Here is a 22690-nt window from a genome sequence, read left to right as displayed (position 1 = left end):
CGAGATCCGGCCACCGGTGCGGCAGTGTCAGGCGACCGGCTGCCCCTGGGTCGTCAGCAGGCCCAGGAGCTGGTCCATCTCGTTGCGCCAGAGGCGGTGCACGTTCATCCGGGTCGGCCGCTCCTGGCCCGGGAGCTGGAAGCGGAACGAGCTCCAGACGGCGTTGCGCTTGATCTCGGTGACCGCGCCGACGGCCTGGGCCGGCGGTATGGCGAAGACGATCTCCTGCGGCCGGTTGCTCATCCGGCTCGCCTTGTGCAGGACCACGGCCTGCTCGGTCACGGTGACGAAGTAGTAGGTGAGGAACATCTGGCCGATCAGACCGAGCATGCTCATCAGCCAGACGCTGGGGCCGGCGATGGCCTGGATCGTGACGATGGGCCGGTCGGCAGGGTTGATCTGGGCGATGGCCTCGGCCACCTGCTGCTGGATCGTGGCCTTCTTGATGGCCATGGTTCCTCCAAAGCGGAATGAACGCCCTCGGTCTCGGGGGCACCGCAGAGTATCCATGGGCGCGGGGGAGTCGGGGCCCGGGTCCGGTCGGGGACCCATGGGGGCGGGTATGCCGCTCCCGCCCCCGTTCGTGACCGGATGGGCCCCTTGCGGCAGTTGGGGGCGGTGCGGGGGACGGTCAGGGGGGCGGTTTCGGCCGGCAGGCGGTCAACTGTCGGGGTGATAGCGGCTTTCGCCAACCGGCCATGCCCTCTTGTGGGTTGGGGCTCGACATCCCAACAATGCGCATGACAACCGGAGGATCTTCGGTTGCATCGTCACAAGAGGGGAACCCCCACATGAACAAGCCTCTCGCCGGCGCCGTGCTCTCCCTGCTGCTGATCGGAGCGGGAGCGGCCCCGGCCGTGGCCTCCGTACCCCGGGACGCGGCCCCGCAGGCACCGGCCGCCGCACGGGATCGGGCCGCGCAGGCCGTCACGGTCAACTACGCGGGGACGGTCGCGCTCAGCAACTGCTCCGGCTCCGTCGTCCGCGCTCCCGGCTCGCAGCCGACCGACCCCGCGCTCGTGCTGTCCAACGGGCACTGCCTGGAGACCGGTTTCCCGGAGCCGGGCCAGGTCATCAAGGACCAGCGGTCCACCCGGTCGTTCTCACTGCTCAACGCCAACGGCGGCAAGGTGGCGACGTTGCGGGCGAGCAAGGTCGCCTACGCGACGATGACCGACACCGACATCTCGATCTACCAGCTGACCTCGACGTACGCGCAGATCCAGAGCCAGTACGGCATCAGCGCCCTGACGCTCGACGACGCGCACCCGGTTCAGGGGACGCCGATCAAGGTGGTCTCGGGTTACTGGAAGCGCACCTACAGCTGCGACGTCGACGGGTTCGCGTACCGCCTCAAGGAAGGTGCCTGGACCTGGAAGGACTCGGTCCGCTACACCTCGTCGTGCAACACCATCGGCGGGACGTCCGGCTCGCCGGTGATCGACACCACGAGCGGCAAGGTCGTCGCCGTGAACAACACGGGCAACGAGAACGGCGAGCGCTGCACGGACAACAATCCGTGCGAGGTGGACCAGAACGGCGTGGTCACGGTCCGCGAGGGCATCAACTACGCCCAGGAGGCCTACATCATCGTCCCGTGCATAGGCGCCGGCAACAAGATCGACCTCACCCGCCCCGGCTGCACCCTGCCCAAGCCGTAACCCCGCGCGCCGCCCCCACCGCCCACGCGAGGGGGCGGCGCCGCCCCGGCCGGCGACGGCCCGCCACGCCCGTGACGGCTCGGTCAGTGGAGGCAGAGGCAGAACGGATGGCCGGCCGGGTCCGCGTAGACCCGCCAGTTGGCCTCCGGGCGGAGCTGGTCCGTCCGCTCCAACACGGTCGCACCGAGGGCGAGCGCCCGCTTCTCCTCCCCGTCGAGGTCGTCCACGTCGAAGTCCAGGTGGATCTGCTGCGGGCGCTCCCCGCCCGGCCACTGCGGCGGTCGGTGGTCGTCCACCCGCTGGAAGGCGAGCGGCGTTCCCTCGAAGCCGTGCACCTCGAACCAGTCGGTGTCGTCCGGGTCGGCGACCACCCGGCCACCGAGGAGTTCCGCGTAGAACTCCGCGAGCCGGACCGGATCGGCGCAGTCCAGCGCGACCGCCTGTAGCTTTCGAATCACTTCCGACACCCCTCGTCGCCTCGACCCGTCACCTCGGGCCACACCTCGGGCCCACGGGTAGGTCCGTGGCCTCGGTCCGAGGCCTCGACCGTTTCCGCGCCCGTGCACGGAGGGGGTCGTACCCACCGCAGCTGCGGGCATGCGCGGTGCTGCGTGGCCCCGCCGCCCCCTGGGCCATCCGGTCGCCCTCGGCGTGGCCGGCTTGACACGGAAATCGAACACGCATTCTCATGGGTTATCCACAGCCGAACCGGGCGTGGGAGCGCATTGTCAGTGGCAGGCGTTAGCGTCAATGGCGTGAAGCGATCGACTCAAGCAAACCGGGTGGAACCCATGGCAGGCACCGACCGCGAGAAGGCTCTCGACGCCGCGCTCGCACAGATTGAACGGCAATTCGGCAAGGGTGCGGTCATGCGCCTCGGCGACAAGCCGAACGACCCCATCGAGGTCATCCCCACCGGGTCGACCGCGCTGGACATCGCGCTCGGCGTCGGCGGGCTGCCCCGCGGCCGTGTGATCGAGGTGTACGGACCGGAGTCCTCCGGTAAGACGACCCTGACCCTCCACGCCGTGGCCAACGCGCAGAAGGCCGGCGGCACCGTCGCCTTCGTGGACGCCGAGCACGCGCTCGACCCCGAGTACGCGAAGGCCCTCGGCGTCGACACGGACAACCTCATCCTGTCGCAGCCGGACACGGGCGAGCAGGCGCTGGAGATCGTGGACATGCTGGTCCGCTCCGGCGCTCTCGACCTGATCGTCATCGACTCCGTCGCGGCGCTCGTCCCGCGCGCGGAGATCGAGGGTGAGATGGGCGACTCCCACGTGGGTCTCCAGGCCCGACTGATGAGCCAGGCGCTCCGCAAGATCACCGGCGCGCTCAACCAGTCGAAGACCACCGCGATCTTCATCAACCAGCTCCGCGAGAAGATCGGTGTGATGTTCGGCTCGCCCGAGACCACCACCGGTGGTCGCGCGCTGAAGTTCTACGCCTCCGTGCGCCTCGACATCCGTCGTATCGAGACCCTCAAGGACGGCACCGACGCGGTCGGCAACCGTACCCGCGTCAAGGTTGTCAAGAACAAGGTCGCGCCGCCCTTCAAGCAGGCCGAGTTCGACATCCTCTACGGCCAGGGCATCAGCCGCGAGGGCGGCCTGATCGACATGGGCGTGGAGCACGGCTTCGTGCGCAAGGCCGGTGCCTGGTACACGTACGAGGGCGACCAGCTGGGTCAGGGCAAGGAGAACGCCCGCAACTTCCTCAAGGACAACCCGGATCTCGCCAACGAGATCGAGCGGAAGATCAAGGAGAAGTTGGGCGTGGGCGTGCGCAAGGACGCCGCGGCCGCGGAGGCCGGTGCGGAGGCTTCCGCCGACGCCACGGCCGTGCCCGCCCCCGCGTCGAAGGCCAAGACGACGGCCAAGGCCGCCGTGGCCAAGAGCTGACCCGTGCGGGAGCGGGAACGGGGCGACAGGGAGAGCGGCCGGGAGGGCCGTCAGGAGCTGCCGCCCCAGAGCCCCGAGGAGCAGGCGCGGGCGATCTGCTTGCGCCTGCTCACCGGGATGCCCCGGACCAGGCGCCAGCTCGCCGACGCCCTGGAGAAGCGGGGCATCCCCGAAGAGGTGTCGCAGGAGGTCCTCTCCCGGTACGAGGAGGTGGGCCTGATCGACGACGCCGCCTTCGCCGGTGCCTGGGTCGAGTCCCGCCACCGGGGCCGCGGCCTTGCCCGCCGGGCGCTCGCCCAGGAACTGCGGACCAAGGGGGTCCACGCCACGCTCGTCCAGGAAGCCCTGGAACAATTGGACTCCGACCAGGAGGAACAGACGGCCCGGGAGCTCGTGGAGCGCAAGCTCCGGGCGACCCGGGGCCTTGAGCGGGACAAGCGGATTCGGCGCCTCGCCGGGATGCTGGCGCGCAAGGGGTACCCGGAGGGCATGGCCCTGCGGGTGGTCCGCCGCGCGCTGGAATCGGAGGGCGAGGACCTGGACGGATACCCCGGGGACTGAGCCCCGGGGCACCGGCGCGGCGGGACACCGGACGGCCCCGGATCGGTGCCGGCGGGACGCCGGGATCACGATCGCGCGGCGGCGTCCGGCGGGACGACCGGCAGGCCCGCCGTTTTCCAGGCCTGGAAGCCGCCCGCCAGATCGGTCGCGCGGTGGAGGCCCAGCGCGTGCAGGGAGGCCGCCGCCAGCGTCGAGGCGTAGCCCTCGTTGCAGATCACCACGATCCGCAGGTCATGACCTGTGGCCTCGGGGAGTCGGTGGGACCCCTGGGGGTCGAGCCGCCACTCAAGTTCGTTGCGCTCCACGACCACGGCGCCCGGGATCAGCCCGTCCCGCTCGCGCAGCGCCTGGTAGCGGATGTCGACCAGGAGGGCCCCCGCGTTCCGCCGTGCGGCGTCGGCCTCGTCGGGCGAGACGCGCGCGTAGGTCGTACGGAGCCGGTCGACCAGGGCGTCGATGCCCTGCGGCACGCCGCTCACTGCCAGTCCGCCGGGCGCTCGACGTGCTCCAGCCTGAGCACCGGGCCGGTGCGGCTGTAGCGGCGGATCAACGGGAGCGGCGGGTAGTACGCGTGCACCGAGACGGCGTGCTCGGTCCGCGACTCGTTGAGCACCTCGTGTACGTGGTGCTCACCGAAACCGCGCCCCTCGCCCGCCCGGACGCCCCGGCCGCGGTCCACGTCCGGCGCCAGCTCCAGGCTCCGCCACCCCTCCGATGGCAAGCGTACGGCCAAGGAGTGCTCGGTGAGCTTGCCTCGGGCGGTGGCGAACGCGCCCCGCGATTCCGCGTGGTCGTGCCAGCCGGTCCCGGTGCCCGGCGGCCAGCCGATCAGCCAGGCCTCGCTGCCCCGGGGGCCGTCCAGCCGGATCCAGGTACGCCCTTGCGGGTCCAGGGGGAGCGAGGCGACGAGCTCGGGGTCGGCCGCGGTGCGCAGCGCGAAGGCGAGCAACTCCGCCGTCGTCGGTGCGGCGGCGGCAGGGGCAGTGGCAGGAGGAGGGGCGTGCGTGGGCGCAGACATGAGGAATGACCGTCCTGGGAGTTCGCGAAGGTGCGCGCCGCCGGTCCCGGAAGGACACGGGACCAGGGTCCGGGGCGGCGCGGAAGAAAGGGCGAATCAGCAGGAAGGGCGACACACGCAGCCCGCGTAGCGGAGCAGGTCCATGTGGACCCTCCGCCACAGGCGCACGTCGTTGCCGGTCATGACCGCGAGTGAAGCACGAGAAGACAAGAGGGTCAATCGATCACCCCGGTGGGCGTGGTGGACGTCTCCTCCAGCGGCGAGGGAACGCCGCCCGCCGGAGCGGGGGGACCGCAGCGGACGGCGTCGGCCGCCTCGTACAGTTCCGCCGGCCGGACCCCGGCGAAGGTCGCCGCCAGATGGCCGTCGGGGCGGACGAGCAGCACGGTGTGCGCGGGAGCCCCCGGATAACCGTCGGCCACCAGGAGTTCGGCCCGCACCGGGAGGGCGCTGACGGCTGCCGCGAGCCGGGGCATCAGCCCGGCGCCCAGCCAGTGCCGCCGGTCCCACACCCCGGTGCCCGGGGCGACCAGGAGCACCAGCAGCCTGCCCCGCCCCAGCAGGTCCCGCAGCGGCACCGTCGACCCGTCGGGCGCGGTCACCGGTACGTTCGCCACCGGGCCGCCGGGTTCGGTGGCGGTCGGCACCTCCCGTACGGCCACGGGCGGGGCGTACGTCGGCTCCCCGCCCAACGCGCCCCGGCCGAGGTGGCCGTCGGTGAGCAGGCTCTCGGCGGACCGTGCCGCCCCGGGGAGGTACGTACGCAGTCCGCCCCCACCGCGCAGCGCCGGCAACGCCTGGTCGGCGACGCGCAGCCGGGCAGCGACCGCCCTGCGCCGCTCTTCCTCGTAACTGTCCAGCAGCGCCTCGGATGCCCCCTGGTGCCAGTCCAGCGCGAGCTTCCAGGCCAGGTTCTCGGCGTCCCGCAGCCCCTCCTCGACCCCCTGCGTGCCGAGCGCGCCCAGCAGGTGCGCCGCGTCCCCGGCGAGGAATGCCCGACCGTCGCGCCAACGCCGGGCGAGACGGTGGTGCAGGGTGTGCACGCCGGTGTCGATCAGGTCGTACGGGGGGGTCGTGCCGCCGCACCATGCCGCCAGGGTGTCGCGGATCAGGGTGACGAGCGCGTCGGGGGTGACGAGGCCGCCGCGCGGCGGGAGCATCCAGTCCAGCCGCCACACCCCGTCGGGCAGCGGCCGCGCGGTGACCTCGCCCGTCGCGCCCCGGTGCAGCAAGGCCTCGCCTGGCCAGGGGAGTTCGGTACGCAGGGCGGCGACGGCGTGCCGCTCGACGGCGGTCCGGCCGGGGAAGCGGATACCGAGCAGCTTGCGTACGGTCGAGCGGGCTCCGTCGCAGCCCACCAGGTGGCTTCCGCGCCACCAAGTGGTCTCGGCGCCCAGCGTGTGGGCGGTGACCCCGCGGCCGTCCTGCTCCAGGGCGTCCAGCCGGGTATCGGTGACCAGCCGGACCAGCGGCTCGGCGACGGCGGCGTCCCGCAGGCCGCGCGTCAGCGCGTGCTGCGGCAGGTGCAGCGGCGCCGGGTGGTCCTCGAAGGTGATCCGCCGGGAGTCCCGGCCCCGCCGCATCGTGCGCCAGGCGGCGTAGTACGCGCCCTCGTCGCGCAGTGTCGTACAACCGAGCCGGTGGGCCATGGAGGCGGTGTCGGAGTGCAGGACGACGGAACGGGCCGGTCGGGGCTCGTCCTTGCCGGGCCCTTCGTCCAGGACGACGGAGGGCACGCCTTGGCCGGCCAGGGCGAGGGACAGCGACAGCCCGACGGGCCCCCCGCCGACGACGATCACCGGGTCCATGATGCGGCTCCCGATGTCCGGTATGTGATCACACAACGTATGCAACCGACTGGAGGTGCCTGCGTCAAGTGACACCGGTCCGGACAGCACTGTGTGGTGCGGCGGAGGGTTCCGCCGCACCACACAGGCTACGCACTATGACTGACTTCGCATCAGCGGACTTACCGTCAGCGGGGGTGGTCCGCGCGAACGGTCGCCGACCGCCGGGCGGCACTCACCCGGTGCTGTTGTTGCCCGTGGCCAGGTCGCTCGCCTCCGCCACACCCACGACCGCGCCGGTGCTCTTCTTCGACTGCCGCAGCCGGCGCTCCAGCCAGGAGGCGGAGGCGGCGAGGGCGTAGTTCACCGCGACGAACAGCGCCGCGATCACGATCAGCGTCGGGATGGTGTTGCTGTAGTTCGCCGAGATCTGCCGGTTCATCGACAGCAGTTCGCCGTAACCCAGGACCGCGCCACCGAGCGCGGTGTCCTTGAGGATCACCACGAGCTGGCTCACCAGCGCCGGCAGCATGGCGGTCACGGCCTGCGGGAGCAGGACGTACGCCATGGTCTGGCCCTTGCGCATGCCGATCGCCTTGGCCGCGTCGGTCTGCCCGTGCGGCAGCGACTGGATGCCGGCTCGGACGATCTCGGCGATGACCGAGGCGTTGTACAGGACCAGGCCCGTGACCACCGCGTACAGCGGCCGGATCTCGGACTCGACGTTCGAGAACTTCACGTACAGGGCGAAACCGAACAGCATCAGCATCAGGACCGGGATGGCCCGGAAGAACTCCACGACCGCGCCGACCGGGACGCGCACCCAGGCGTGGTCCGAGAGCCGGCCGATGCCGAGCAACGCGCCGAGCGGAAGCGCGATCACCATCGCGATCAGACCGGCCTTGAGCGTCGCCAGCAGGCCGGGGATCAGGAACGTCGTCCAGATCTGGCCGTCGGTGACGAACGGGCTCCACTTCTCCCCGTCGAGCTGGTGCTTGTCCGCCATGAGGCCCAGCGCCCACCACAGGGCCAGGCCGAGCAGCACGAGGAAGACGGCGGAGTAGATCCAGTTGCGGGCCTTGGCCTTGGGGCCGGGGGTGTCGTACAGCACGGTACTCATCGCTTCACCGCCATTCGCTTGGCCACCCAGCCGAGCAACAGGCCGGTGGGCAGGGTGAGTACGACGAAGCCGAAGGCGAACACCGCGAAGACCTCGAAGAGCGCCTGCGCCTCGTTCTCGATCATCTCCTTCATCAGCAGGGCCGCTTCGGCCACGCCGATGGCCGCCGCCACGGTGGTGTTCTTCGTGAGGGCGATCAGTACGTTCGCGAGCGGCGCGATGACCGCCCGGAAGGACTGGGGGAGCACGACCAGCGTGAGTACCTGGAAGAAGCTCAGGCCCAGCGCGCGGGCGGCCTCGGCCTGCCCGACGGGCACGGTGTTGATGCCGGAGCGCAGCGCCTCGCAGACGAAGGTGCCGGTGTAGGCGGTCAGACCCAGGACGGCCAGCCGGAAGCCGGTCTCCTTGAAGGTGTCGCCGCCGAGCGTGATGCCCAGGGTCTGGCTGAGGCCCAGCGAACAGGCGAGGATCAGCACGGTCAGCGGGGTGTTGCGCACCACGTTGACGTACACGGCGGCGAAGCCGCGCATCAGCGGGACCGGGCTGACCCGTATCCCGACCAGGACGGTGCCCCATATGAGGGAACCGACCGCCGAGTAGAGGGTGAGCTGAACCGTCACCCAGAAGGCTCCGAGCAGGTCGTACTGCCCGGAATCAAGAAAGTCGAACACGTTGCCCTGCGCTCTCCCCAGGATGGCCGGTGGGGCGCGCCGCCGCCCGCGGCAGGCGGGCGGCGACGCTCCTCACCGGGGAATCAGCTGCCTTCGGTGATCTGCGGGGCAGGCTCGTTCTTGTAGTCGGCCGGCCCGAAGTTCTTCTTCACGGCCGCTTCCCAGGCACCGTCCGCGACCATCTTCTTGAGAGCGGCGTTGACCTTGGTCTGCAGGTCCTTGTCGCCCTTCTTGAGGCCGATGCCGTAGTTCTCGTTGCTCAGGTTCAGCCCGACCAGCTTGAACTTGCCCTTGTTCTTCTCCTGCGCGGCGTAGCCCGCCAGGATCGAGTTGTCCGTGGTCAGGGCGTCCACGGCCTTGTTCTCCAGGCCGGTGAGGCACTCGGAGTAGCCCGGGAACTCCTGGAGGTCGGCCTCCGGGGCGAGCTTGGTCTTGACGTTCTGCGCCGAGGTGGAGCCGGTGACGGAGCAGAGCTTCTTCTTGTTGAGGTCCTCGGCCTTGGTGATCGAGGTGTCGTCGGCGCGGACCAGCAGGTCCTGGTGGGCCAGGAGGTACGGGCCGGCGAAGTCGACCTTCTGCTTGCGCTTGTCGTTGATCGAGTAGCTCGCGACGACCAGCTTGACGTCGCCGTTGGCGATCAGGTTCTCGCGCTCGGAGCTGACGGCCTGCTTGAACTCGATCTGGTTCGCCTCGTAGCCGAGTTCCTTGGCCACGTACGTCGCGACGTCGACGTCGAAACCGGTGAACTTGCCGTCGGGGGTCTTGAGACCCACACCCGGCTGGTCGAACTTGATGCCGATGACGATCTTGCCCTTGGAGTCACCGGACGCACCGCCGCCACCGGAGGACTTGTCGCTGCTGCCGCCACAGGCGGTCGCGGTCAGGGCGAGAGCGACGGCCGCGGCGACGGCCGCACCGGCCTTGTAAACCTTCATCGTGAACTTCCCTCGAATGAGACGTTGTTGGACGGCGGACGACACGTGGCTCCGGGCCGTCACCGGATCACTACCAGACGAGGACCGTCAGTGGTGAAGGATCTTCGACAGGAAGTCCTTGGCGCGGTCGCTGCGCGGGTTGGCGAAGAACTGCTCCGGGGTGGCCTCTTCGACGATCTTCCCGTCGGCCATGAAGACGACCCGGTTGGCCGCGGAGCGGGCGAAGCCCATCTCATGCGTCACGACCACCATCGTCATCCCCTCCCGGGCGAGCTGCTGCATGACCTCCAGCACCTCGTTGATCATCTCCGGGTCGAGTGCCGAAGTCGGCTCGTCGAAGAGCATCACCTTCGGGTCCATCGCCAGCGCCCGGGCGATCGCCACGCGCTGCTGCTGACCACCGGAGAGCTGCGCCGGGTACTTGTCCGCCTGGGAGCCGACCCCCACCCGGTCCAGCAGCGACTTCGCCTTCTCCAACGCCGCCGCCTTGTCCGCCTTGCGGACCTTGAGCTGACCCAGCATCACGTTCTGCAGCACCGTCTTGTGCGCGAACAGGTTGAACGACTGGAAGACCATGCCGACATCGGCCCGCAGCCGCGCCAGTTCCCGGCCCTCGGAAGGCAGTTCCTTGCCGTCGACCGTGATGGTCCCCGAATCGATCGTCTCCAGCCGGTTGATCGTCCGGCACAGCGTGGACTTGCCCGATCCCGAGGGACCGATCACCACGACGACCTCACCGCGGGCAATGCTCAGATCGATGTTCTGAAGCACGTGCAGCGCGCCGAAGTGCTTGTTGACGTTGCTCAGTACGACCAGGCCGTCCGCGGCCCCCGCCGCGTCCTGAACGTCCTTGGTCACTGATACTCCGCTCATCGGCTTCTTGCTCCGTCCTCCGTCGGTTGGGAGGACAGTAGTGACGTGACGCTCACACCGTCATCACATCTGAGGGAGAATTGAGCATAACGATCCGGCCTCGCCCGGATACGCTCCGTGGGCGACCGCGGTCCACGCTCTTTCTTACGCGTACCGGGTGCATAACGGAAGACTCGCGAGACCTGAACCCTCTTGACGTGGGACTCTGCATCGGCGTGGATGCAGGGTGGCCACGCGCGCGTGCCATCGACCGATCGAGGAAAGGGGACCTGAGTGAGACTGCTGCTCGTCGAGGACGACGACCACGTCGCCGCCGCGCTGTCCGCGATCCTCGCCCGGCACGGCTTCCAGGTCACCCACGCCCGCAGCGGCGAGGAGGCCCTCCACGCCCTGCTGCCGGCGGGTGCCCCGACCTCTCCCTACGGGGTGATCCTGCTCGACCTCGGCCTGCCCGACCAGGACGGTTACGAGGTCTGCGGCAAGATCCGCAAGCGCACCGCCACGCCCGTCATCATGGTGACCGCACGCGGCGACGTACGCTCGCGCATCCACGGCCTGAACATGGGCGCCGACGATTACGTCGTCAAGCCCTACGACACCGGTGAGCTCCTCGCACGCATCCACGCGGTCGCCCGCCGCACCGGCGCCTCCGAGGAGGCCGCCGCCACGGGGACCGGCGTCCCGTCCGTGGTCCGGCTCGGGCCCGTCGCCATCGAGCTGCCCACCCGCCGCGTCACCGTGGACGACGCCGACGTCCCGCTCACCCGCAAGGAGTTCGACCTGCTCGCACTGCTCGCCCAGCGCCCCGGCGTCGTCTTCCGGCGCGAGCAGATCATCAGCGAGGTGTGGCGCACCAGTTGGGAGGGCACCGGGCGGACCCTCGAAGTCCACGTCGCCTCGTTGCGCTCCAAGCTCCGTATGCCGGCCCTCATCGAGACCGTGCGCGGGGTGGGCTACCGGCTCGTCGCCCCGCCCGCCCCCTAGCAAGGTCCCGTCGTGCGCGCCCGGCTGCTTCCCCTGCTCGTCGTCCTCATGGCGGGCGTCCTGCTCGCCCTCGGCTTCCCGCTCGCCGTCAGCCTCGCCGCCGGTCAGCAGCAGCGGGTGGTCGTCGACCGGATCGACGACAGCGCCCGCTTCGCCGCCCTCGCCCAGTTCGTCATCGACGCCGAGGGCTCCGCCGCCACCGGCGCCGACCAGCGCCGCGAGACCCTCCAGCTGGAACTGGCCCGTTACCAGGAGCTGTACGGCATCCGCGTCGGCATCTTCTACCGCGACGACAACGCCATGGTCCGCGCCCCCGGCTGGTGGCAGCTCCCGGAATCGGGCGAGGGCCGCCGGGCCTTCGAGGAAGCCCTCGCCGGACGCCGAAGCCACGACCCGGGTCAGGTGTGGCCCTGGCAGACCAACGCCAAACTGCTCGTCGCCTCCCCCGTCGTCCTGGACGGGGACGTGGTCGCCGTCGTCGCCACCGAATCGCCCACCGGCCAACTGCGCGCCCGCATCCTGCAAGGCTGGCTGCTGATCGCGGGCGGCCTCGCCGCCGCCATGCTGCTGGCCTTCGGAGCCGCCCTGCGGCTCACCAGCTGGGTCCTCAAGCCCGTCCGCACCCTCGACGCCGCCGCGCACGGCATCGCCACCGGACGTATGAACTCCAGGGTCGCCGCCGCCGGCGGCCCCCCGGAACTCCAGCGGCTGGCCCACTCGTTCAACGAGATGGCCGACAACGTGGAAGACGTACTGGAGCAGCAGCGGGCGTTCGTCGCCGACGCCTCACACCAACTGCGCAACCCGCTCGCCGCGCTGCTCCTGCGGATCGAGCTGCTCGCGCTCGAACTGCCCGAGGGAAACGCGGAGATCGCCTCCGTGCGCACCGAGGGCAAACGCCTGACCCAGGTCCTGGACGACCTGCTGGACCTGGCGCTGGCCGAGCACGCCACCGCCGAGATCACCCTGACGGACGTGGGCGCGCTCGCGGCCGAACGGGTCGCCGCCTGGCGGCCCTACGCCGAGGAGAAGGGCGTACGGCTGACCGAGACCGGCCCGGCCGCCGTCACCGGGTGGGCCGACCCCATCGCGCTGTCCAGCGCGCTGGACGCCGTCATAGACAACGCCCTCAAGTTCACCCCCGAGGGTGAGGAAGTCGAGGTGTCGGTCACCGCGCAGGGCCGCACGGTCCACGTGGTCGTCGCCGACCGGGGACCCGGCCTGACCGAGGAGGAACTCCAGCGCGTCGGCGACCGCTTCTGGCGCAGCGGGCGCCACCAGAACGTCAAGGGCTCCGGCCTCGGGCTGTCCATCTCCCGGGCGCTGCTCGCCTCGGGCGGCGGGTCCCTCTCGTACGAGAAGAACCCGCCCCACGGACTTCGGGTGACGGTCACGGTCCCGCGCACCGGCCCGCACGCCTCCTGAGGCTCAGTCCCATCCGAGTGCGGTACGGGCCGGGGCGGAGCCGGCGTACAGCTCGTCGACGGCCCGTACCTCGAACACGGTCGCGGGCTCCCGACCGCAGCGGCTGACGGCGGGCAGGTACAGGGCAGTGCCGCAGGTGCCGCCGAGGAAGCGACGGGTGCCGTCGGGGAGCCTCCGGTGCAGCTCGTAGTGGCGGACCGGCCCGGCCGCCCGGCGCCAGGAGAGGCGCAGCTCGGCCGTACCGTCCCGCCGGGCGCAGGCGTCCACCCTCAGGGCGTCCGGGGCAGCCGGGGGCCGCCGCGCGGTGGCGTCGCGCACCGTCAGGGCACCGAGCCGCCAGAGCACCGGCCCCGTCCCGCGCGAGGTGATCCGTACGGCGATCGCGTACGCCGTCGTCCCGGCCGGCGCGTCGAGCGCCGCCCGGGCGCGCAGCCAACCACGCCCGGTGCTCCGGGTCGCGGTCGTGAGCCAGGTGTACGGGACCGGGTCGCCCGGGGCGGCCGGCTCGCGCAGGGCGATCCCGACCTCCACCGCCACCGGGCCCGACCCGGCGGCGTGGACCAGTTCCACGATGGTGGGACCGGACAGGGGCAGGCGGGTGCAGTGCAGGCCGATGACGACGGGCGCGGTGAGCCCGCCCGCCACGAGCAGGCTGGAGCCGCCGCGCCAGGCGTCGGCGAAATCCAGGGTCACGGCGGGGCGCACCCCGTCGGTTTCCACGGCCCAGCGACGGCCCGGGAGCCGGTCCTGGAGCCCGAGGTGGTTCCACGGCGCGTCCGAGGTGACCTGCCCGTCCTCGTACCAGCGCAACCCGTGCCCGGTGTTGAAGGCGCAGGCGAAGGGCAGCGCCGCGACGGTCGAGCGGTCCGCCACGGCGGTCGCCGGGGCCCGCCAGCCCGTTTCGGGCGCGGGCCGGGAGGGGTCGAGGGACTCGCCGGTCCAGAAACGGTCGTCGGCCTGGTGGAAGGCGCCGGGGGAGCGGTCGGACAGGTGGCCGAGCGTCCACTCGGGCCGGTAGAAGCCGTAGCCGACCACGTGATCGCGGTCGCGCGGGATGACGGCGTCCCAGTCGACGGGCGTGTCCCAGCCCCGGGCCTCGGTGTCCACCGCTGCCCACAACTCGTAGGCCGACCGCCCCAGTCGGGCGGCGAGCGCTCCGGAAGCGGCCAGGGAACGCGCGGTCCACCGGAAGTCGACGAACATCGTGTCCGCGACCCGACCGGCCCGGTCCTCGAAGAACTCCTGGTTGAGGGCGTCGAGTTCCCCCTGCCAGCCGACCCTCCCCGTGCTGTTCATGGCGTCGTACCAGGTGATCCGCAGACCGTACGGCTCACCCGCGCCGCGCAGCGCGCGCAGGAACCCCCGCATCCGGGTGGCCAGGGCGCTGTCGCCTCCGTCGGTCTCGGCGTTGACGAACCAGCCGTCGAAGCCGTACGCGCGCGCCACCCGGACCAGCTTCGCGGCGATCGGATACCGGCCCAGGGAGTCCCGTTGGACCAGGTCCCGGGTCCACTGGAGATCACCGCCGTACGCGACGGGCGGTAGGAAGACGTTGCCCAGCACCCGGACCCCGTTGCGGTGGGCGGCGTCGACGACGGGGGCGTTCGGCGCGAGCACGATGCCCTCGCCGGCCGATCCGCCCCAGAACACCAGCTCGTCGAGGTACGCCCAGTGGGTGAGGGCGTAGTAGTCCGCGGTCGCGGAGCCCTGGGAGGGGTTCCGCGCGGTCGGCGCGAAGGAGACCAGCGCGCAGATACGGGCTTGGTCGGCGCGGGCGCCCGGATGCGGCGGCACCGGGGTGAACCGGGGCGCGAGCGGGACGCACGAGGCGTTGTGGGCCAGGTCGGGGTCCGATTCGGGCGTCCACCCGGCGAGGGAGCGCCAGGTGACCCCGGGGCCGGGGGCGCCACCGGGCAGAGAGTCGGGGAACCAGTAGGAGGCGTACGGGGCCAACGCCGGGGGAGCTGTCGGGGCGGCCGGGGGAGAGGTGGGCGCGGTCGGGGCGGTGGCCGCCAGGGCCGGGGCTCCCGCTCCCAGGAGCGCGGCCGCCCCGGAGGCCGCCCCGCCGGCGAGCAGGCCGCGCCGGCTCGGACGCGCGCGGGCGGCGGGGGTGCGGGGGTTGGCGCTGCTGCCGGACTCGGGCACGGGGGCTCCTCGGACGGTGCGTCGGGGGCGGGTCGGGCGGTGCCGGTTCAGGCGGTGCGGGGTTCAGCGGTGCGGGGTTCAGGGGTGTGGGGTTCAGGGATGCGCGTGGGCGCGGCGCGGGCTCAGGCGGTGCCCGTGACGTCGTCCACGCGCAGTACCTCGGTGATGCCGCGCGCCGACAGGTGGCCCCGATCGTGGGCGAGGTCCGCCAGGACCACCGCCGGACGCAGCCCCCGGAAGGTCAGCGCCGCCCAGGCCTCGAAGAACGCCCCGCCCGGCCCGCACACCGACCGGCCGGGCGCGGCCTCCGCCCCGCCGACATCGACGGCGAGCGCGGTCGAGCGGGGCGCGGGCCGGTGCTCACTGCCCCGCCACAGGGCGACCGTCCGGGCCAGCGCCGCCCCGGCGGGCTTGATCCGGCCGTCGTTGGTGAGCAGGCCGAGGCCGTACTCCAGCTCCGGGAAGTCCGCGAGCTCCCGGGACACGTCGTGCGAGCACCACCAGGTCACCCCCCACACGTCCGCGCAGTCGAGCGCGTTCGCCACCGTGGCCTCCGTGAACCGCGCGGCCCGCTCCGGCGGCACCAGCGGGGCCGGCGCCCCCACCTCCTGGAGCCACACCGGCCGGTGCGGGTCCGAGGCCCAGGCCTTGGAGAGCTCGATCAGGTACGCCGCGTGGTGCTCGGTCGCCGTCCCGGTGGCCCCGTGGCGCTGCGCCGTGCCGTTGAACACCCAGGAGTGCACCGCGGTGGCCGCGCCCAGCCGGGCCGCCTGGGCAGGGGTGAAGGGGTGCCCGTCCCGGTACCAGGCGGCGTCGTACTCGGCGTGTACGTGGAACCGGCCGGGAGCGCCCTTGTCGCAGGCGGCCAGCATCCGCTCCAGCCAGCGGGCGGCCCGGGCGGAGTCGACGCGGTCGGGGTCGGGGTGCGGGGCGTCGGCGAACTGGTTGATCTCGTTGCCCACCGTCATGCCGAGGAAGTTCGGCCGGTCGGCCAGGGCGGCGGCCAGCGTGGTCAGGTACTCCTCCTGCGCGGCGACCACGTCCGGGTCGTGGAAGATGTTGCGCCGGTGCCAGGTCCCGGTCCACGCGGGCAGGAAGTCGAAGCTCGACAGGTGCCCTTGCAGACCGTCCACCGCGACGTCCAGCCCCCGTTCGGCGGCCGCGTGGGCGAGCGCGACGAGCTGCTCGACCGCGCGCGGCCGGATCAGCGTGCGGTTCGGCTGGAACACCGGCCAGAGCGGGAAGACGCGGACGTGGTCCAGGCCGAGGGCGGCGACCGAATCGAGGTCGGCCCGTACGTCGTCGAGGTCGAAGTCCAACCAGTGGTGGAACCAGCCGTGCGCGGGGGTGTAGTTGACGCCGAAGCGTGGGGCGCGGAGGGGAGGTGGAGGGGGGCATTCGTCGGGCATGTGGGTCCCGGAGTTCGCAGGAATTCAGCGGACTCCCCGCAAACTGCCGGGTGTTCGGGACTAAGTCAACAGGGCCATTCGCGCCGTGCGCGGGCCGCGCGGCGGAGTTGACGCAACCGGATTGTCGGCAGGGGAACTTATGCGCTTAAGGCCCTGCGGGCACGGGTGCGCAGATCGGCCGCCCGGCCGCGCCGATGCGCTTCAGTCGTCTTTTCGGCGGCTATTTCCCTCGTGAACTGCCCTTGTTGCGGCCCTACTTCCACTCCCCCTTCGAGTGTGCGGCCCGTTCGTCCCGCCCCGATGTGCCATGCCACTTGGAGGCGCCTCACCCGCGCGGGATCGCGTACGGTCCGGCCATCGCAGTTCGCGCCACCGCAGGAGGATGAGCCGGCCATGGCCCGCAGACCCACGATCAAGGACATCGCCCGCCGCGCCGGGGTGTCGGAGAGCGCCGTCTCCTTCGCGCTCAACGACCGGCCCGGCGTCTCCCGGGACACCCGGGCCCGCATCCGGCGCGTCGCCGAGGAGCTCGGCTGGCAGCCCAACAGCGCGGCCCGGGCCCTGTCGGGGGCGCGCGCCGGTGTGGTCGGGTTGGTCCTCGCGCGGCCCGCCCACACCCTCGGCGTGGAGTCGTTCTTCCTCCAACTCGTCTCCGGCATACAGGAGGTCCTGGCGGCCGGACGGATCGCGCTCCTGTTCCAGGTGGTGGAGGACATCGACGCGGAGTGCGCGGTCTACCGGCGCTGGTGGGCGGAACGACGCGTGGACGGGGTCGTCGTCGTGGACCCGCGTACGCGCGACCCCCGGCCGGAGCTGCTGACCGGGCTCGGCCTCCCCGCGGTGATGGTCGGCACGACTGCGACGGTGACAACGGAGGCGACGGTGACAACGGAGGCGACGGAGGCGACGGTGACCACGGCGGCGATGAGCCCGACGGGCGACGTGACGGACGGCTCGGTGGGCGACCCGGTCGGCGGCGCGGCGAGCCGGGTTCCCGAGGGCGCCGGACGGGACGGCTCCCCCGGTCCGGAGGGCGTACCCGCCACCCTGTCCACGGTGTGGGCGGACGACGCCGGGGCCATGACCCAGGTACTGGACCACCTCCACCGGCTCGGGCACCGCCGGATCACCCACATCGCCGGCCTGCCCGGCCTCGCCCACACCGCCCGCCGGATGGCCTCGCTGCGCGCCTGGTCCGAGCGGCACGGGCTGGGCCCCGGGCAGGTCCGCTCGGTGGTGACCGACTACTCCGACGCGGAGGGCGCCGCAGCCACCCGGCGCGTACTCGCCGATCCGAGGCCGCCCACCGCCCTCGTCTACGACAACGACGTGATGGCGGTGGCCGGCGCCGCCGTCGCCGCCGAGCTCGGCATTCCCGTCCCGTCCCGGCTGTCCCTCGTGGCCTGGGACGACTCCGCCCTGTGCCGCGTCACCCACCCCCGGCTGACCGCCCTGGTCCGCGACACGACGGCCTTCGGCCGGCTCGCGGCCGAGGAACTCCTCGCCGTCCTGGCCGGGGGCCCGCCGCGGGTACGGGAGAGCGAGCTGCCCCGGCTGGAACCCCGGGACAGTACGGCGCAGGCCCCGGCGGCATACTGAACCCCGACCCCTTCCAGGAGAGCGCCGCCGTGACCACCACTCACCCCTCCGACCCCTCCGCGCGCCCCGGCCCGGCCGACGGGCTCACCGTGGCGATCGACATCGGCGGGACGAAGATCGCCGGCGCGCTGGTGCACCCCGACGGCGCCATGACGGCCACCACCCGCCGTCCGACCCCGCGCGGGAGCGACGCCGAAGGGGTGATGGCCGCGGTCGTCGAAGTCCTCGCCGATCTCGCGCGCGGCGCCCTGTGGCCCTCGGTGGTCCGCTGCGGCGTCGGCAGCGCCGGACCGGTCGACACCTCGCGCGGCACGGTGAGCCCGGTCAACATCGGTGCCTGGCGCGACTTCCCCGTCCTGGACCGGGTCTCGGCTGAGCTGGCGGCCCACGGAGCCCGGATCCCGGCCGTGCTGGCGGGTGACGGCGTGGCCATGACGGCGGCCGAGCACTGGCTGGGCGCCGCGCGGGGCCACGCCGACGCCCTGTGCATGGTGGTCTCCACCGGCGTCGGCGGCGGCCTCATCCTCAACAACCGCCTCCACCCCGGCCCCACAGGCAACGCCGGTCACATCGGACACATCAGCGTCGCCTTCGACGGCGAGCCGTGCGTGTGCGGCGGCCGGGGCTGCGTCGAATCCATCGCCTCCGGCACGGCCATCGCCCGCTGGGCCCTCGCCCAGGGCTGGACCCCCACCGCGGACCAGGACGCCACCGCGGCGGGAGTGGCCGCCGCCGCCCGGACCGGCGATCCCGTCGCCGTCGCCGCCTTCGACCGGGCGGGCCGGGCCCTGGCCGCCGCCATCGCGGCCACCGCCACCCTCGTGGAGACGGGCGTCACGGTCATCGGCGGCGGGGTGGCCGCCTCGGGGGACACCCTCTTCGAGCCGATCCGGCGGCACTTGGCCTCGTACGCGGCCCTGTCCTTCGTACGGGACCTCAAGGTGGTCCCGGCGAGCCTCGGTACCGACGCGGGCCTGATCGGCGCGGCCGCCGCGGCGACGATGCTGCTGGGCGGACCGGTCGGCGGCCCTACGGTTTGACCGAGCGGTAGTACCGGGCCGCGCCCTCGTGCAGGGGCAGCGGATCGGTGTAGATCGCCGTCCGCAGGTCCACCAGCTGCGCGGCGTGCACCTCGTGGCCGATCCGGTCGCGGCTGGAGATCACCGTCCCGGTGAACCGCTCGGTCAGCTCCGGACTGGTGTCGTCCCTGGTCACCAACAGGTTCGGCACCGCCAGCGTGGCCACCGACGAGGTGTTGCGGGCCCGCGCGTACGCGTCCTGCGGCATAACCGCCGATCGGTAGTAGCGGGACGGGGTCCCCGTGCCTTGGAGCCGGTCGACGAGGTCGCCCAACTGCACGAGCCGGATCTCGAACCGCTCGGACAGTTCGCGCACCGCGGTGGTCGGCAGGCCGCCGGACCAGAAGAACGCGTCGATCCGTCCCGCCTCCATCTCCGCCGGCATGGTGTCGATGCCTATCGACACCGGGGTGATGTCCCGCTCCGGGTCCAACCCGGCCGTCGCCAGCAACCGGTCCGAGATCAACCGCACCCCCGAGCCGGCCTGGCCGACCGCGACCCGCTTGCCCTTGAGGTCCTTCGTCGACTGCACCGGCGACCCCGCGGGCACCACCAGCTGCACGTAGTCGTCGTAGAGCCGCGCGACGCCGCGCAGCCGCCCGGCTCCGGGCTTTCCGTCGAGCCTGTACTTGGCGACCGCGTCCGCCGTCGCGATGGTGAAGTCGGCCTCCCCGGCGGCCACCCGCTGCAGGTTCTGCTGAGAGCCCTCGCTGGGCTCCAGGCGCACCTTCATACCGGGCATGTCCGTCGCCAGCGCCTGCTGCAACAGGTCCCCGTAACGGTGGTAGACCCCGGTGGGCACCCCCGTGCTGAAGGTGATCTCACCCCTCGGCTCCGGCTCCCCGAAGGGCCTCAGCCACCACACGGACAGCGCGAAGACGGCCAGCAGCGCCGCCAGGCCCCACAGGGCGCGGCGCCGGCTCACGCGGGGCGGTACGAGGTGCACGCCGGCGATCCTGCCACCCCGCCCCGCGTCCTGTCACGGCCCGGCGGCACGGCGCGGGGCCCGACCGGTGCCAGGCGGCCCTCGGGGCCGGAGGGCCGCCGGGGAGCGCCTACCCTTGTTCCATGACCAGCAGCAGCGACCGGAGCACGGCAGTGGACGTCAAGGGAACTTACGAGGTGCGCACCTACGGGTGCCAGATGAACGTGCACGACTCCGAGCGGCTCTCCGGTCTGCTGGAGGACGCCGGCTACACGCGGGCGCCCGAGGGCTCCGACGGTGACGCCGATGTCGTCGTGTTCAACACCTGCGCGGTCCGTGAGAACGCCGACAACAAGCTGTACGGCAACCTCGGCCGGCTCGCCCCGATGAAGACCAAGCGCCCCGGCATGCAGATCGCCGTCGGCGGCTGCCTCGCGCAGAAGGACCGGGACACCATCGTCCGGCGGGCTCCCTGGGTCGACGTCGTCTTCGGCACGCACAACATCGGCAAGCTGCCCGTCCTGCTGGAGCGCGCCCGCGTACGGGAAGAGGCGCAGGTCGAGATCGCCGAGTCGCTGGAGGCCTTCCCCTCGACGCTGCCGACCCGCCGCGAGTCCGCGTACGCCGCCTGGGTCTCGATCTCCGTCGGCTGCAACAACACCTGCACCTTCTGCATCGTCCCCGCCCTGCGAGGCAAGGAGGAGGACCGCCGCCCCGGCGACATCCTGGCGGAGGTGGAAGCCCTGGTCGCCGAGGGCGTCTCGGAGATCACCCTGCTCGGCCAGAACGTCAACGCCTACGGCTCCGACCTCGGCGACCGCGAGGCCTTCTCGAAGCTGCTGCGCGCCTGCGGACAGATCGAGGGCCTGGAACGGGTCCGCTTCACCTCCCCGCACCCGCGCGACTTCACGGACGACGTGATCGCGGCGATGGCCGAGACCCCGAACGTGATGCCGCAGCTGCACATGCCGCTCCAGTCCGGCTCGGACCCGATCCTCAAGGCCATGCGCCGCTCGTACCGGCAGGAGCGCTTCCTCGGCATCATCGAGAAGGTCCGCGCCGCGATCCCGCACGCGGCGATCTCCACCGACATCATCGTGGGCTTCCCCGGCGAGACCGAGGAGGACTTCCAGCAGACGATGCACACGGTGCGCGAGGCCCGCTTCGCGAACGCCTTCACCTTCCAGTACTCCAAGCGCCCCGGCACCCCCGCCGCGGAGATGGAGGGGCAGATCCCCAAGGAAGTCGTCCAGGAGCGCTACATGCGTCTGGTCGCCCTCCAGGAGGAGATCTCCTGGGAGGAGAACAAGAAGCAGGTCGGCCGCACGCTGGAGGTCATGGTCGCGGAGGGCGAGGGCCGCAAGGACGGCGCCACGCACCGGCTCTCCGGCCGGGCCCCCGACAACCGTCTCGTGCACTTCACGAAGCCTGACGAGGAGGTGCGCCCCGGTGACGTCGTGACCGTGGACATCACCTACGCCGCCCCGCACCACCTGCTCGCCGAGGGCCCGACCCGCTCCGTGCGCCGTACGCGCGCCGGCGACGCGTGGGAGAAGCGCAACGCGGCCCCGGCCCAGCCGGCGGGCGTCATGCTCGGCATCCCCACCCTGGGCGTCCCGGCCCCCCTCCCGGTCGCCACCTCCGGCTGCGCGGCCCCCTCGGCCTGACGCGGCGTTCGGTCCGGCCGCGCCGGTCACGGCTCGGGCGTCGGCTCGGTATCGGCTCCGGCTCGGTTTCGGTCGGCTCCGGCTCCGGCAGGAGAACGGCCGGCCCGCCCCCCGCGTCGCCCGGCGACGGCTAGGCTGCGGATCATGCTCGTAGCCGCCGCCGTCTGTCCCGCCCCGCCGCTCCTCGTGCCGGAGGTCGCCGCGGGCGCCGCCGCCGAACTGGACGGCGCCCGCACCGCCTGCTCCGACGCGCTCGCCGTGCTGGCCGCGTCCCGCCCCGGCCTGCTGGTCGTCGTGGGCGCCGCCGAGGCCGGCCAGACCGGCCCGTATCCGCATGGTTCCCGAGGGGGCTTCCACGCCTTCGGCGTCGACGCCGGCGTACGGCTCGGCGGGGGCGAGGGCGAGGGCGACGGCGAGGGCGACGGGGCGCGGCCGCTCCCGCCGGCCCTGGCCGTCGGCGCCTGGCTGCTGGGCCGAGCCCGCTGGGGCGCGTCCGTCGAGGGGCTGGCGGTGGCGGAGTCCCTGGAGACCGAGGCGGCGCTGCGCGCGGGCCGGGACCTCGCCGCCCGGGCGGACCGGGTCGCCCTGCTCGTCATGGGTGACGGCAGCGCCTGCCGGACCGTGAAGGCGCCCGGCTACCTCGACGAGCGGGCCGAAGGCTTCGACGCAGCCGCCGCGGCGGCCCTCGGCGCCGCGGACACCGCCGCCCTCGCAGCCCTCGACGTGACGCTCGCCGCCGAACTCAAAGCCGCCGGCCGGGCGCCCTGGCAGGTTCTCGCGGGCGCCGCGCAGGGTGCGGGGCTCGACGGGCGGCTGTTGTACGAGGACGCCCCGTACGGGGTGGGTTACTTCGTCGCCGCCTGGTCCTGAAACCTCACACTCGCCGCGCGACCTCGCCCTGGCGCCGGAAGCCCGCGCCTGATCCTCAAG

At 72.4% G+C, this 22690-nt stretch carries 22 protein-coding genes; 9 read left to right on the top strand and 13 right to left on the bottom strand.

Annotated features, from left to right (window positions below):
• Positions 1 to 27 precede the first annotated feature (27 nt).
• Complete coding sequence (locus ACV7NM_RS09100; protein ID WP_463409827.1) at positions 28 to 453, bottom strand: hypothetical protein; 426 nt, start codon at positions 451 to 453, stop codon at positions 28 to 30.
• A gap of 338 nt (positions 454 to 791) precedes the next feature.
• Between ACV7NM_RS09100 and ACV7NM_RS09095 the strand changes: the two genes are divergently transcribed.
• Positions 792 to 1661 carry a S1 family peptidase gene (locus tag ACV7NM_RS09095; RefSeq protein ID WP_463409826.1) on the top strand — a complete coding sequence of 290 codons (870 nt, stop codon included), beginning with the start codon at positions 792 to 794 and terminating at the stop codon, positions 1659 to 1661.
• An 83-nt stretch (positions 1662 to 1744) separates the two neighbouring features.
• Here the strand turns inward: ACV7NM_RS09095 and ACV7NM_RS09090 are convergent, their stop codons facing one another.
• Positions 1745 to 2119: a VOC family protein gene (locus ACV7NM_RS09090; protein WP_463409825.1), complete on the bottom strand. Its 375-nt coding sequence runs from the start codon at positions 2117 to 2119 to the stop codon at positions 1745 to 1747.
• 324 nt (positions 2120 to 2443) lie between these two features.
• On the opposite strand from ACV7NM_RS09090, the gene recA reads away from it, so the two are divergent.
• Positions 2444 to 3562, top strand: a complete 1119-nt coding sequence (recA, locus tag ACV7NM_RS09085; RefSeq protein ID WP_463409824.1) for a recombinase RecA — start codon at positions 2444 to 2446, stop codon at positions 3560 to 3562.
• Between the two features lie 3 nt (positions 3563 to 3565).
• Entirely contained in the window at positions 3566 to 4123 is a 558-nt protein-coding gene (gene recX / locus ACV7NM_RS09080) for a recombination regulator RecX (RefSeq protein WP_463409823.1), read from the top strand.
• Between the two features lie 65 nt (positions 4124 to 4188).
• On the opposite strand, the gene ACV7NM_RS09075 is transcribed toward recX, so the two are convergent.
• From ACV7NM_RS09075 to ACV7NM_RS09040, 8 genes are all read right to left on the bottom strand, one after another.
• Positions 4189 to 4602 (bottom strand): rhodanese-like domain-containing protein, encoded by a 414-nt coding sequence (locus ACV7NM_RS09075; protein WP_463409822.1) that lies wholly within the window; start codon positions 4600 to 4602, stop codon positions 4189 to 4191.
• Positions 4599 to 5141, bottom strand: coding sequence for a cupin domain-containing protein (locus ACV7NM_RS09070; RefSeq protein WP_463409821.1), 543 nt, complete (start codon positions 5139 to 5141; stop codon positions 4599 to 4601). The genes ACV7NM_RS09075 and ACV7NM_RS09070 overlap by 4 nt, the downstream gene beginning before the upstream one ends.
• A 96-nt stretch (positions 5142 to 5237) precedes the next feature.
• Positions 5238 to 5324, bottom strand: a complete 87-nt coding sequence (locus tag ACV7NM_RS09065; RefSeq protein WP_311318651.1) for a putative leader peptide — start codon at positions 5322 to 5324, stop codon at positions 5238 to 5240.
• A gap of 32 nt (positions 5325 to 5356) precedes the next feature.
• Positions 5357 to 6949 carry an FAD-dependent monooxygenase gene (locus ACV7NM_RS09060; protein ID WP_463409820.1) on the bottom strand — a complete coding sequence of 531 codons (1593 nt, stop codon included), beginning with the start codon at positions 6947 to 6949 and terminating at the stop codon, positions 5357 to 5359.
• A gap of 214 nt (positions 6950 to 7163) precedes the next feature.
• Positions 7164 to 8048 carry an amino acid ABC transporter permease gene (locus tag ACV7NM_RS09055; protein WP_463409819.1) on the bottom strand — a complete coding sequence of 295 codons (885 nt, stop codon included), beginning with the start codon at positions 8046 to 8048 and terminating at the stop codon, positions 7164 to 7166.
• Positions 8045 to 8719, bottom strand: coding sequence for an amino acid ABC transporter permease (locus ACV7NM_RS09050; protein WP_463409818.1), 675 nt, complete (start codon positions 8717 to 8719; stop codon positions 8045 to 8047). Before ACV7NM_RS09050 ends, ACV7NM_RS09055 begins: the two co-directional genes overlap by 4 nt.
• Before the next feature lie 83 nt (positions 8720 to 8802).
• Entirely contained in the window at positions 8803 to 9654 is an 852-nt protein-coding gene (locus ACV7NM_RS09045) for a glutamate ABC transporter substrate-binding protein (protein WP_463409817.1), read from the bottom strand.
• Positions 9655 to 9741: 87 nt separating this feature from the next.
• Positions 9742 to 10527: an amino acid ABC transporter ATP-binding protein gene (locus tag ACV7NM_RS09040; protein ID WP_361318239.1), complete on the bottom strand. Its 786-nt coding sequence runs from the start codon at positions 10525 to 10527 to the stop codon at positions 9742 to 9744.
• Between the two features lie 273 nt (positions 10528 to 10800).
• Here ACV7NM_RS09040 and ACV7NM_RS09035 point away from each other — a divergent pair, with 273 nt between their 5' ends.
• The gene (locus tag ACV7NM_RS09035; protein ID WP_463409816.1) at positions 10801 to 11511 is read left to right on the top strand and encodes a response regulator transcription factor; all 711 of its coding nucleotides are present in this window, start codon (positions 10801 to 10803) and stop codon (positions 11509 to 11511) included.
• Positions 11512 to 11523: 12 nt separating this feature from the next.
• Positions 11524 to 12936, top strand: coding sequence for a sensor histidine kinase (locus ACV7NM_RS09030; protein WP_463409815.1), 1413 nt, complete (start codon positions 11524 to 11526; stop codon positions 12934 to 12936).
• A gap of 3 nt (positions 12937 to 12939) precedes the next feature.
• Here ACV7NM_RS09030 and ACV7NM_RS09025 read toward each other — a convergent pair whose 3' ends face one another.
• Together ACV7NM_RS09025 and ACV7NM_RS09020 are read right to left on the bottom strand one after the other, a co-directional pair.
• Entirely contained in the window at positions 12940 to 15081 is a 2142-nt protein-coding gene (locus tag ACV7NM_RS09025) for an endo-beta-N-acetylglucosaminidase (RefSeq protein WP_463409814.1), read from the bottom strand.
• A 122-nt stretch (positions 15082 to 15203) separates the two neighbouring features.
• Positions 15204 to 16490, bottom strand: a complete 1287-nt coding sequence (locus ACV7NM_RS09020) for a glycoside hydrolase 5 family protein (RefSeq protein ID WP_463409813.1) — start codon at positions 16488 to 16490, stop codon at positions 15204 to 15206.
• Positions 16491 to 16883: 393 nt separating this feature from the next.
• Between ACV7NM_RS09020 and ACV7NM_RS09015 the strand changes: the two genes are divergently transcribed.
• A complete protein-coding gene (locus ACV7NM_RS09015) occupies positions 16884 to 18089 on the top strand; it encodes a LacI family DNA-binding transcriptional regulator (RefSeq protein WP_463409812.1) in 1206 nt (401 codons plus the stop codon).
• A 29-nt stretch (positions 18090 to 18118) separates the two neighbouring features.
• Complete coding sequence (locus ACV7NM_RS09010; RefSeq protein WP_463409811.1) at positions 18119 to 19129, top strand: ROK family protein; 1011 nt, start codon at positions 18119 to 18121, stop codon at positions 19127 to 19129.
• Here ACV7NM_RS09010 and ACV7NM_RS09005 read toward each other — a convergent pair.
• Positions 19119 to 20114, bottom strand: a complete 996-nt coding sequence (locus ACV7NM_RS09005; protein ID WP_463409810.1) for a TAXI family TRAP transporter solute-binding subunit — start codon at positions 20112 to 20114, stop codon at positions 19119 to 19121. The genes ACV7NM_RS09010 and ACV7NM_RS09005 overlap by 11 nt on opposite strands.
• A 122-nt stretch (positions 20115 to 20236) precedes the next feature.
• Here ACV7NM_RS09005 and miaB point away from each other — a divergent pair, with 122 nt between their 5' ends.
• Positions 20237 to 21760, top strand: coding sequence for a tRNA (N6-isopentenyl adenosine(37)-C2)-methylthiotransferase MiaB (miaB, locus tag ACV7NM_RS09000; protein ID WP_463409809.1), 1524 nt, complete (start codon positions 20237 to 20239; stop codon positions 21758 to 21760).
• Positions 21761 to 21904: 144 nt separating this feature from the next.
• Positions 21905 to 22630 (top strand): class III extradiol ring-cleavage dioxygenase family protein, encoded by a 726-nt coding sequence (locus ACV7NM_RS08995; RefSeq protein WP_463409808.1) that lies wholly within the window; start codon positions 21905 to 21907, stop codon positions 22628 to 22630.
• The last annotated feature ends 60 nt before the right edge of the window (positions 22631 to 22690 follow it).

The organism is Streptomyces sp. Tek67B01, assembly GCF_055231995.1.
The sequence above is the reverse complement of the archived record's forward strand: the minus strand, read 5'-3'. Positions and strand labels throughout refer to the sequence as shown.